Origin of the sequence: Cytobacillus depressus, from assembly GCF_008923245.1 — a bacterium.
GTDB classification, from domain to species: Bacteria; Bacillota; Bacilli; order Bacillales; family Cytobacillaceae; genus Cytobacillus; species Cytobacillus depressus.
The window spans coordinates 117,839-129,266 of the sequence record NZ_WBOS01000011.1; the positions used below are offsets into that span (position 1 = coordinate 117,839).

Annotated in this window: 14 protein-coding genes and 1 pseudogene; 1 reads left to right on the forward strand and 14 read right to left on the reverse strand. The window is 34.7% G+C overall.

Annotated features, from left to right (window positions below; translation table 11 throughout):
* Nucleotides 1-478 precede the first annotated feature (478 nt).
* The 4 genes from F7731_RS27110 to F7731_RS18565 form a co-directional block, all read right to left on the reverse strand.
* Complete coding sequence (locus F7731_RS27110; RefSeq protein WP_281352570.1) at nt 479-607, reverse strand: hypothetical protein; 129 nt, start codon at nt 605-607, stop codon at nt 479-481.
* 406 nt (nt 608-1,013) lie between these two features.
* Nucleotides 1,014-1,085 (reverse strand): hypothetical protein, encoded by a 72-nt coding sequence (locus tag F7731_RS27340; RefSeq protein ID WP_151536301.1) that lies wholly within the window; start codon nt 1,083-1,085, stop codon nt 1,014-1,016.
* A gap of 233 nt (nt 1,086-1,318) precedes the next feature.
* The gene (locus F7731_RS18560) at nt 1,319-2,029 is read right to left on the reverse strand and encodes an ankyrin repeat domain-containing protein (RefSeq protein WP_151536282.1); all 711 of its coding nucleotides are present in this window, start codon (nt 2,027-2,029) and stop codon (nt 1,319-1,321) included.
* A gap of 206 nt (nt 2,030-2,235) precedes the next feature.
* On the reverse strand, nt 2,236-3,543 hold the full coding sequence (locus F7731_RS18565) for a purine/pyrimidine permease (protein ID WP_151536283.1): 1,308 nt from the start codon (nt 3,541-3,543) through the stop codon (nt 2,236-2,238).
* A gap of 295 nt (nt 3,544-3,838) precedes the next feature.
* On the opposite strand from F7731_RS18565, the gene F7731_RS18570 reads away from it, so the two are divergent.
* Nucleotides 3,839-4,738, forward strand: coding sequence for a LysR family transcriptional regulator (locus tag F7731_RS18570; RefSeq protein ID WP_151536284.1), 900 nt, complete (start codon nt 3,839-3,841; stop codon nt 4,736-4,738).
* A gap of 102 nt (nt 4,739-4,840) precedes the next feature.
* On the opposite strand, the gene F7731_RS18575 is transcribed toward F7731_RS18570, so the two are convergent.
* The 10 genes and pseudogenes from F7731_RS18575 to F7731_RS18620 all read right to left on the reverse strand — a co-directional run bounded on the left by F7731_RS18575 (nt 4,841) and on the right by F7731_RS18620 (nt 10,995).
* Nucleotides 4,841-5,227, reverse strand: coding sequence for a hypothetical protein (locus tag F7731_RS18575; protein WP_151536285.1), 387 nt, complete (start codon nt 5,225-5,227; stop codon nt 4,841-4,843).
* 314 nt (nt 5,228-5,541) lie between these two features.
* Nucleotides 5,542-5,928: a hypothetical protein gene (locus F7731_RS18580; protein WP_151536286.1), complete on the reverse strand. Its 387-nt coding sequence runs from the start codon at nt 5,926-5,928 to the stop codon at nt 5,542-5,544.
* A gap of 90 nt (nt 5,929-6,018) precedes the next feature.
* Entirely contained in the window at nt 6,019-6,522 is a 504-nt protein-coding gene (locus tag F7731_RS18585) for a GNAT family N-acetyltransferase (RefSeq protein ID WP_151536287.1), read from the reverse strand.
* 318 nt (nt 6,523-6,840) lie between these two features.
* Nucleotides 6,841-6,972 (reverse strand): annotated as a pseudogene (locus tag F7731_RS26935) (sporulation protein YhbH); the annotation flags it as partial.
* Between the two features lie 319 nt (nt 6,973-7,291).
* Entirely contained in the window at nt 7,292-7,714 is a 423-nt protein-coding gene (locus F7731_RS18595) for a YciI family protein (protein ID WP_151536288.1), read from the reverse strand.
* 475 nt (nt 7,715-8,189) lie between these two features.
* Nucleotides 8,190-8,570, reverse strand: a complete 381-nt coding sequence (locus F7731_RS18600; RefSeq protein WP_151536289.1) for a hypothetical protein — start codon at nt 8,568-8,570, stop codon at nt 8,190-8,192.
* Nucleotides 8,571-8,702: 132 nt separating this feature from the next.
* Complete coding sequence (locus tag F7731_RS18605) at nt 8,703-9,170, reverse strand: UPF0158 family protein (protein ID WP_151536290.1); 468 nt, start codon at nt 9,168-9,170, stop codon at nt 8,703-8,705.
* 95 nt (nt 9,171-9,265) lie between these two features.
* The gene (locus F7731_RS18610; protein ID WP_151536291.1) at nt 9,266-9,610 is read right to left on the reverse strand and encodes a hypothetical protein; all 345 of its coding nucleotides are present in this window, start codon (nt 9,608-9,610) and stop codon (nt 9,266-9,268) included.
* A gap of 422 nt (nt 9,611-10,032) precedes the next feature.
* Nucleotides 10,033-10,275, reverse strand: a complete 243-nt coding sequence (locus F7731_RS18615) for a hypothetical protein (RefSeq protein ID WP_151536292.1) — start codon at nt 10,273-10,275, stop codon at nt 10,033-10,035.
* A 195-nt stretch (nt 10,276-10,470) separates the two neighbouring features.
* Nucleotides 10,471-10,995 (reverse strand): DUF3916 domain-containing protein, encoded by a 525-nt coding sequence (locus tag F7731_RS18620; RefSeq protein ID WP_151536293.1) that lies wholly within the window; start codon nt 10,993-10,995, stop codon nt 10,471-10,473.
* Nucleotides 10,996-11,428: the final 433 nt, after the last annotated feature.

An 11,428-nucleotide genomic window follows, 5' to 3' on the forward strand; every position in this document is an offset into this window, starting at 1 on the left:
AAGAAGACTTATTAGAGTTCTCGTCAGAAAATGCTATGATTTAAAAGCTCAATTTATTGAATATGAGAAATTGGGCTTTTTGTTACTTCACAAGTCTGGCCCGTTTGTTGAAGAAGCCATCGTAGAGCATACTGAATAAAAATTCTCCATATACAAGAAACAGCTTTGATTTGCCGTATCAGTTTTTCTTCATATATGCTTTAAACTAATGAACTTAGATCGCTCTTAGTATCATAGGATTCAATGTCTTTGTCTTGTATAATTATTTGTACGAAGTCAGGATTGGCGAGCATTGGACGACCGAATGCAGCCAAGTCAATCATTCCTTTTCTAATAACCCTGTTGTAGGTCTGAATTGCCGACTCCAATTATGATTCCTTCCCAATATTTTCGTACTAGTTCATGAAATGTCATCCAATTTACGATTATTTCAGTAAAGTGATTAATCGTGGGATGAAGGATTCTTAATCCAATAACCTTAAAGACTTACGGTTTCTTCGGGATTCCCCCATTTATTATCTGGCATATCAGCCTTGTTTTTCGAAAAGCCAATATTTGTTTGATCCACCCCTATCTCATTAATGACTGCAGTTAAAAATTCCTTCATAAACGTTAAGCGCTTTGCTAAGTTGCCCCTGTATCAATCCTTTCGCACATTTGTGATTTCACTGTTAAATTGTGATGGGTTACAATAGAGCTGTTACATTTACAATAAAGATGTTTAAAATCACAATAAAGTCATTTAATTAGCATAATATGAACTAAGGTACGAGGCGACATAATATTTTTAAAGAAGTTGATCATCATAGAACTCTCTGTTTGGATTGCTGCCTTTAGTTGTTTTGTTGTTGTGTTTGTTCTTTTTTTTAGTAGGAAAAAGAGATAATTTGACTCCCTTATTTCGCATCTAAAGTCTATTATTTATCAATTTTAAATGACTTAATTTTTATTGTAATTCAATCTTGGAACGTAGCAATGCAGGTTTAAGAGTCCAGAATTAATCAACATTATTGTCACAAGACAAATTGGTCAATCAAATATCCATGAGCTCCATTAATCTCTACTCCAACAAATCCTGCAATCATGGCCTTCCCAGTTACTTTGTTTAAAATTCAACCTAAGAAATTTCCCTACTATATTACCCTACTTATTCAACAAAATGGCCCTTTTCATGAAGAAAGACGCTTTCCTTTTTCAGAAAAGCGCCCGATTGTTGAGAATCAATCCCTTAGTGATAAATCCTCTTTCCTTGATGTGAACAGATAAGAGTTTAAAAAAGCTATTATTTAGGTTTGGCAATCATAACAGCTTCAAGTATTTATTTTGCCCCTGCTTTTAACAAAATTTTTTCAATCTCATTAAAGCCTTTCTCACGTGCATGTTGTAGAGGAGTCACCTTATCATTGTCTGGAATGTTCACATCCGCCCCATGTTCTATCAGCAATTGCACCGTTTGCTGCTGCTTTTCGTCTCCATAATTCAAAATAATTGCTTCTAATAAAGCAGTCCAACCAAGATTATTGACATGATTCACATCAATATCAGTATGAGTGAGAAGTTCTTTGATTACATCCACATATCCATGTTCTGAGGCAGGGATTAAAGCAGTTCCCCCATACCGGTTTGTAATCATCGGGTCGGCCCCTGCTTCAATCGTAAGCTTTAGCATATCAATATATCCTTCTGCACCAGCATATAGGAAGGGATTGTTTTTCATATCATCACGGATATTCACATCTGCACCTGCCTTGATAAGCACTTTTGCGGTTTCTACATCATTGTTATAGGCCGCAATCATAGTGGCAGTCCGGCCTTTTGAGTCTTGTGCGTTGATATTCGCACCTTTCTTAATGAGTTTGCTTATGGTGTCTACCTCTCCACGTTCTGCTGCTTGAAGTAACTGTTTATTTAATTCTTCGCTCACGATCACCTTCTCCTTTTCTTGTTTTTTCGTTTCTCCACTAATGTTAGACATACAACCTTGCATCAAGAAAATACATCCTATAAATACCATCATCCACTTCCACATCAATTATTCGCCTCTATTCAATATAGTTGCTCTGTTCTTTTTACCTGAGGAGTGAAATTTATATTCTACGGCTTTCTCTCTCGGAAAACATGTTTCGTTAAAAAGGTAATTCATTTATTCATTTCTTTCCAAAGAGCAAAAACTCGATTGCCAATTTCATGAATTCTTCGTGAATCATTTAAAAAGACTCCTTGAAAAGTTAAATTTTAAATATAATTTTTTTCACTTATGTTTTTTGTTTTCCATAGTTGTTCTAGCACAATTACGATGATCGTACCAACAATGAGACCATTGCTTAAAATATATTGGAGAATAGTAGGCAGACTCTGAAATATTCCTTTAGGAAGATACGATATTCCAAAACTGATTAGCAAAGTGATTCCTAATATAGTTAACCGGCGTTGATCTAATTCGTCTTTCAAAAGGGACTGAATCGAAATCCCGATCATTTGGACAAAGGATGCTAAACTTACGGCACAAGCAATAGGGCCAGGAAGCATAGCTAAGAAATTGACGATCGCCGGAACACAGGCTATACCTGATAAGGCTAAACTTGCTACCAGAAAAGGCATCATTCGTTTTTGCCCGGTTAATCGGATAAATCCTGCCGATACTGGCAATGGCACAATTCCAATTGTAGAGAAAAGAGCTGATAAAACATGTGTAATACCGCCTGCCCAACTGGCGCGGTTAATGGTTTGTTTTTCGGATTTTTCTGATTCTGGAACCGCTTGTTTAACAGCCGTAACGGCAGCTATTGTATTAGAGAATACAATAAAAGTAAAGATAATGGAGGTTATAACCATTCCAGCATTTAACTGCGGAGTCCCCCATGCAAAAATGTCTGGTAATTTAATGGAGTAAGCTTGTGTGGAAATCGTATTGGGGGTTTTCCCTAATAAGAAATATAGTAACCACCCAATTAAAATTCCTAACAGTACTGAGTAACTTTTCATCCATCCTTTTCCCTTAATCGACAGCAATATCACTATAACAAATACGCCAAATGAAATCGCTGCTATTCCATAATCCATGTTAGACTGTTCTTGTATTCCAAGCATTCCCTCTAAAAACACACCACTAAGTTGAAGAGTCAGAATCAACATAAAGGAACCAGTAACTAAAGGAGTGAACAAAAACAGCAGCCGATTAACCAGACCGGTTATACCGAGAATAAATAGTAATAATCCCGTAACTAGCATGCCACCTTCTAAAAGTTGTAATGTTTCATTCGTACTATCCCCCTGCTGAATTGTCATACCCGCTAAAATGACAAATACACTGACCCATGAACCTGCAGGCCCGTCAGCGATCGGATATCGATGTCCGAGCCAGCCTTGAATAAAAGAGCTAATGCCCACCACAAAAAAAGTTCGTTGCATTAATTCGGATATTTCCTCTATCGTTAAATGAAATACTCCTCCGATTATGATCGGTAATGCAATAGAAGTGGCCAGCAAGAAAAAAAACCATTGAAATATGCTTAAACCGCTATAAAAACGTTGTTGCTTCATATTATTTCACCCTTATACATGATGTTTATTGTTGAGACTTCTAAGTGCGAATAGAAATTAGTTCTAAATAGCTGAAAAATAAGGGTCTCCAACAAGAAAAAAACTTTTATTAAGTATCTCGATATTCTAGCTAACACCTTGAAAATCTTTCCTATCGAAAAATCATCGCTGATAAGCCGTTTCGAGAAATTTCTTTTTATCTAAAATCATGATATCTTAGAATGAAGTATATGAAAAATATAAAAAAAATTAATTTCACTAAAGTTTTTCATATAGGAAGGGTGTATTTCCGCTTATGGATATTAGACAACTGCGATATTTTATAGCTATTGTAGAAGAAAGAAAAATTTCTGCTGCCGCTGAAAGACTTCATATCTCCCAGCCTCCACTAAGTCAGCACCTGAAAACAATGGAAGATGAATTGGGAACGAAATTAGTAGAGAGAACTGGGAGATTTTTAGAAGTGACGGAAGCAGGAAAATCCTTATATAAGTATGCGCTACAAATGACTCAGTTAATGGAAGAAGCTAGAATGGAAGTAAAGGAAGTTGGAAACGGGGTAAGTGGAAGATTGACGATAGGTATCAATACTTTTTCGGTAGTCGGATTACCTGAGTTACTTTACCAATTCCACAAAAAGTATCCTAAGGTTACCTATAAAATTCATCAAAATGAGTCTTCTCATCTTTGTCAACTAGTGAGAGACCGAATTGTAGAGCTAGCGATTATACGATTACCACTCGAGTTAGATGATTTTTCGGCTATCCATCTTCATACAGAACCTTTTTACTTTATTACTTCAAATAAAAACGAACCTTTGAATCATCAGATTATGCTTGCTGACATTCAAAACCACCCTCTGATTTTACCAAGTACAGAAGGACTGGGAGTTCATTATATGATTTTGGAAGCATTTTCGAAAGCTCAACTACAGCCAAACATTATTGCTGAATGCTCTGACATCTCCCTTTTATTAGATTTAGTCGCTTGTAATTTTGGAGAAGCTATTGTTCCGGAAACCGTCCTTAAACAATACAAAAACTACAATATCCAGGCTTCCAAAATCAAAGATACAGAGCTATCTGCATCTACGGGCTTAATATGGCTAAAAAATCATTATCTATCAAAAACTGCTCAAAACTTTACAAACGTATTAACGGAGTACCTACAACAAAACACGGATTTACAGTGTTAAGGATTTAAAGTATTAAAAATCCCAATCTCTCAGTGAAATAAATGAGAAATTGGGATTTAATTTTTCAACAATTGCGCCCTTTAGTTGAATAATTTAAATTGATTACCCTTCAACAATTGCAAGGTATTTCAAATTTTCTCCTTCGGATTCAACGATTAAAATATCTCCTCTTTCCTTGGCAGAAAAAATCTTTGCACCGACAGGAAGTTTATTCGACATTTCATCTTTGAAGTCTGTATTAACATCATTTCTTGTTTTTATTTTACCGACTTGAACGTCTTTTCTTAAAGGTATTTCTTCTACCCAGTCAATATTAGTCTTGTAGATTACTCCATCATACTGAAAAATATCAGCATCAGGATCTAATGTTAAAACTTCTTCGGCATCAATACTATCAATTGTTACTTTGGTTGTTTCCTCTACATTAGAGCATCCTGTAATAGTAAGTAAAGTTAATATAATCCAAACACAAAATAACCTATGTACCATCACATCACCTCCTTTGATATATGGACGGTTATTCTCTATCAAAGTTTCTTCTTCAACTGCCCGTTATTTTGAGTATATTTCTTCACATTTATCTCTATATTTTAATATAAATACCAATTATCTTTAAAAGAGATGTTCAACTATCTGGCCCTTTTCAAGAAGAAAGACGCTTTCCTTATTTCAGGAAGCGCCCGTTTGTGGAAGATCCTAAATACATCTTTATTGAACTAACGCAACCCGTTACTTTAAGTACAATACATCACAAAGTCCTTAATTATTGGTTTGAATTTTCACCAGTTAAGCATATCAGTGAGTTATACACTCTTTTCTACATGGAAAAAGGACTTTCTAACATAAAATGTATAAATTAAAACGATTACTGACCAAATAAAATTCCCAGTAAACGGTTGTTGATTATATGAGAATAATAGAATATTGCTTATTAGCCCAAATCCAAATGAATATAAAATCATTAACCAAAATCCCCATCTTTTTAAACGTATATAACCATATATGATGATAAGGGAAACAACTGCCAATATAATCCTAAATAGCTGTTCTGGAAAGTTTGGTAAACCAAACCTATCTGCTATGCCAAATTCATTTGCATCTGGATTAAAAAATATGGCTGTGATAATCAATACAACTGCACCGAAAATGTAAAAATAACTAATAAAAGATACTCCTAAAGGTCTTTTCATTTTTTCCCCCTCTCTACACTGTTAAATTCAAACCTTATTCCTTTTCTTATTCAACTGACCTGCCTTTTAGTGAAAAAGCGACTTTGATATCTAAAGATCACGCATGTTCCAAACAAGTTCTCCATTCTCGTCCCATATACTATGGTGGCGAATGAAACCAATCTTTTCAAGAACTCGAAAGGAAGCATTATTCCAAGACCTCACAGTAGACCACAGACGCCGTCGTCCAGTGGCGACCGCAGCTTCTATAATTGCAGATGCAGCTTCAGTTGCATAGCCATTTCCGTGGGCTCTTTGGAACAATTCATAAGCAATTTCCGGCTCTTCTATAGTAGAACGACCGATAATTAACCCGCAATATCCAATAAAATCTCCTTCATCTTTGCGTCGGATTGTGAGTAGACTTATACCACTTTCCAGTGCTCTTTCACGAAAACTGATAACTTTTTTGTAAGCAGCTTCAAGAGTTGGCTTAGCAACGCCCCGTTCCCCAACAAGTTCCCTATACCAGGATGCATCTGATTCCTCCCACATACTCAAGTTAAGCCGTTCAGTTATTATTTCAAAATTCATTGCCGAGAATCTATTTGTCATTTAATAACCTCCTTTTCAAGTCATGACATTCTCACGAGAAACATTTTATTTTACTTGTTAGTAGAAAATTAATTTAATTTAATACAAACATGTTTCAATATTAGTATCGAAAAAAACTTAAATTATCTCCATTAATTCTATACTTAAAGATTACCCGTCCTCAATATTCCATTGCATCTATAACCTTTATTCTTAGCACCTCCCCCAATTCTTCCAAAGGGAATCATTTGTATTCAGAGTTCAGCACTAAGTTTGATTTCCTCGCACCTGGCATTTCTTATATACTTCTTTTCACTATATATACGCCTTTTCCTATTCCTACCGGAAAAAGCTTTTCATCGCATAAAAGGACGTCTGATTTTTGCTTTAAAATATAATAGCGGAATTTATCATTTTTGACATTTTTGTAGACTGACATGAGGGGGAGTGTCGGTTGTATTGGTTCAACTTTTCATCTTATACACATATAATTTTTAATATTGATTCTTCAACTAATGCACCCTTTCGTGGAATAAGGAACAAGAGCCTTCAACCAATAATTAGCTTCAGTTCTTGCTCAAAAGATTGTGCATTAAATAATAATTGTTCTAGATAGTTAATTAATGTGGGGTTAATGCGAACGCTGATCCTTCCATTAGTTTTGTGACGATCAAAACTTTCCCTGTAAAATCAGTATTAAAAATTAACCATTCAGAATTTAGCTTAGATTTAAATATGGTGTGTTCGTTAGTTCTGGATACAAGTTGTCTAGAGGGGGGCACAATCGCCTTCACTTTTCAGATTTCTCATGTAATTCCGCTTCCTTGGCCAACATTTCCGGATTCTCGGTCAGCTCCGGCGGCTCAAATACTTGACGCAATTCAATCTGACCTTCCCCATGTCCTTGCGGGTCCGGCATCCGCATAGCCCACTCGATGGCTTCTTCCCTCGTCTTCACATCAATCAGAATGAACCCGGCAATCAATTCTTTCGATTCCGTAAATGGGCCATCCGTAACCACCGGCTTTTCCCCTGGTTTCGGATACGAAAGGCGAATCCCATTGGAACTTGGATGAAGTCCTTTAGCCGCAACCCGCACGCCTGCCTTAACTAATTCCTCATTGTACTTCGTCATGGCTTCAATGAGCTCAGAGTTCGGGAGCTTTCCGGCTTCCGAATTCTTCGAGGCTTTGACAATCATCATAAACAGCATAAAAATTTCCTCCTTCTTTTTAGAGGCAAATCCCCTAATTGACCTCTTTATAAATACAACGAACCGGTATCTTCAAAATCGACACTTTGAAAATTTTTTTAAAACATAACCCTCACTTTCACCCTAATTTTACCAAATAATTATCTGATTGTTTAGTCTCTTTAAAAACATTAAACATCCTCCTCTGAAGACTTGTAACCTTCTCCAATGTTAATTCCATAAATAGATAATTTAAGTATAAATAAGAAAAAGCTCAGACGTCTTGAGCTTTCTTTGTTCGGTTTATTGCAAACCCAATCACAAATTAATACTTATATACTTTTTTTAAAAAAATTCAATGCTAATAACAAATTAATTTATCAGTTCGGGACATGAATTATTTTATTTCTTCTTCAACTATTCTGCCCCTTTACTACAATAAGAAAAAGCCATTCTCCTTCTTGAAGAATAGCCCCCTTTAGTTCAATAAAGATGTTTATTTATTACTCATTTTAAAGAAACCCTCTGGATACAAATAGTCATCTTCAACATCTACATCTGGGTACCGAGTAAAAACAGACTCAAACTCATCTTTTTCGATAAGGTAGTCAATAACTTCATAAATTCGTTCTCTACTTGCAATATCTATTAGAACCATAGCGCTTGACCAAAGATATGCACCTTTCATACATTCGCCTGTCTCTGCATTCTTCTCTCTCAATGTCTGTATGTTTTTGTAGGTAAAAAAACTCGCAATCCATTTAGAACGGTCAGAGAAAGTTACGGTGACATCAAGGTTGTCATCTTCAACATTCCATTCACCTTCAGCCCATTCTTCAGCTTCTATCCATATGTATCTATTGTTTTTTTCTTTCAAAGGAACACCACCTTAAATCAGATATATTATAGCTTTTTTCTCTTGTATTTGTTGAACTAACCTGCACCTTTAGTTGAACAAAGAGTAATCACCTGATTATGTGGTTGCTCTCGTTGTATTTTTAAAAATTAATTATTCACTAAAGTTTATGTTATTGTCTAGACACCATTCAATCGCAATTTGTTTAAATCGTTCATCACGATAAGAATACCATTTGTCCTCAATTTCAAAATCAATGATTTTGTCCTTAAACCTCCTAAAAGCACCCTTACCCTTAATCACATTTAATAATATATCTTGTTTTCTTTGATCGCTAACAGTTAGGCAAAAGTCTTCCAACATCTCATATTCATTTAGTTCATATTTTGTTGGGAGTTCCTTGTAATTCTCGAAGTTTTCCACTACATCATTAGCAACTTTTCTGTCTTCTTGTTCCCAATCAGGTAAATGATCGAATGGTTCTTCATCTTCAGCAGCTCTAAAGTCATCTGAGGTTACTACAATTATTTCGCCAGTTTTAATACTCAGAAATGTCCTAGACTCTTCAAACTGTATCTCCATTTCTCCAATAATAGCTTGAAGCTTTACTTGAATATTCATTATTATTGGATCATCCTCTATATTTTTTATTAAGGCACCCGTTAGCTTAATTCGTATTTCCCATTTGCTATAAGTGAAAAATATAACGTGGTTACTTAATGCAACTTTATAGGCTCTTCTTGAAATAAATTTAACTTCACACTTCCTTGTAGTATCTCATCAAATAAGATTGTTTTAAACTTTTTTTCGGTCCTTTTATTTATTTTAAGAAGCCCTACATGAAGAGTTTCAGTTTGCTCATCCGCCCATATAGAAGATAGTTCTATTCCATTTTGTATTAATAAATTATTTTTTTTTACAACTTCTTCAAGCAATTTATCGTGGGCTATATCAACATCAATGGTGGTTACATCTTCTCTTTCATCATTTGAACATCCCGCGGTAAAAATAAGATTAACTATAATACAAGCAGTAAAAAGTTTAAATTTATTATTTTTCATTTATACCCTCCAATCCCTACTCGCTTTCCTTTATACATAATTGAACATTCATTTTGAACTTTCCTGCCCCGTTAGTCGATTAAGAAAAAAGCTGCCGTAGCAGACTTTCTTAACTAAGCACGCCATTACTTGAATAAAGTTTACTCTAATATCAACGTTACATTTTCGTTATCAAGGATAATTTCTTCTATCCAGTCAAATATTGTAGGACCCTTTTTCATTTTTGCATCTTTTATTTCTTGGATTACTTTCTCTTCGTTACTTTGATGGCAATTATTCAAAATCTCATTTAGTTTAACTATTGTTTCACTATACCCCAAATCTACTTTAGATTTAGCAGTATATTTTCGTACATTGAAAAGACCACCAAATTGGTGGCCGCAGTGTTGAATTAAAGCACCCGTTATTTAAAGAAGGTTTGTTTATTTAACAAAGAATTTTATATCATCTAACGCTGAATTCGAATGACCTTTGACGAAACTACTTTTGTCCTTAAGCCCCTTACTGACAATTGGTAAAACAAGATTCTTGTCAATGTTCCCGTATATCCGTGCAAGATCTCCGTAGCAAAGAATCGCTATGCCACGAATATTTTCATCTTCGCTGTTACTAAACTTAACTAAAGTATCCTGAATTAAGTCAAATTCCTCACCATATAGTGCCAAACCAAGCAATCCATTAATTACATTTGCCTTTATTCCGTATTAATTAAATGAAAATATTCCTCATTCTTTTTAGGTCCAACCTCTTCATATTCATATTTCATTCTGTTTCTCCTAAGATTCTTTTTTAAGCACAACAAATGATTCAGACAGACCCTTTGTTCAACAATCGCCCCTGTTAGTTGAAGAACAAAAGTTTTAGATTAACTCACCTATAAGCCATATCTCTCCACCGAAAATTTCTTTATCAACCAATTCAACATCCTTTATTTCTTCTTTTATTCCCTTTATTTTTAACCCAGCTGGTATAGTTAAACCCCATTCTTTTGCTAAGTTTCGATTCTCATTCAAAGTAATCCACCTTGTATAACTATCTTCTTCAAAAAGGAATCCTTCATCATCATTTTTCACTGAAAAAATTTCGATTTTTGTTGACCACCAATAATGAAAATCAATCATTAACATAACCCTTACATCCTGATTATCCTTTGGTTTTTTATCAATAAGATGATTTGTCCTATTAATTAATTCTTGTAAGCATAGTCTACGAACTTTAAAAGGAGTTTTCACAGAATTAATCCAATAAGAACCTTGATGAGGAAGGTGAATTTCCCAGTAATCGTTAGAGAAATCATCTGGAAAATCCATAGTTAATTTATTTAATTCCCTTTTAAAATTGCGAATTTTCCTTTTCAAACCTCTAACTTTTTTTCTTTCATTCATTTTCTAACTCTCCTATTTGCAAACTTATATACATACATATCCTCTTTGTTTAGAAGATAATCCTTCTTGTACTAACCTGCTCCTTTAGCTGTATAAGAAAAAGGCTGCCTCAGCAACCCGAAACTTCTTGAAGTAATGCCCCCGATAGTTCAATAATCCTTGCTCTTTCCATTGGTCGAAATATTTTTGATAACCCATTTCTACAGCAGTCACAGTGTATTCAGTAGCTTCCAATTTAAAACTATGAGAACCCGACAAGGCTTCATAGGTCGGATTCCCTTCTACATCGCGTTAAGGAAGTTTCAATATTAAAAAATGAACTGCACCCCAATTATTAGACACAAAATCTAATAATTGGGGTGTATTTTTATGTCTAAATTTACTTTAGAAGAAATAAATGAAGCTGTTGAACATTATTTTAATGGTAAAGAAA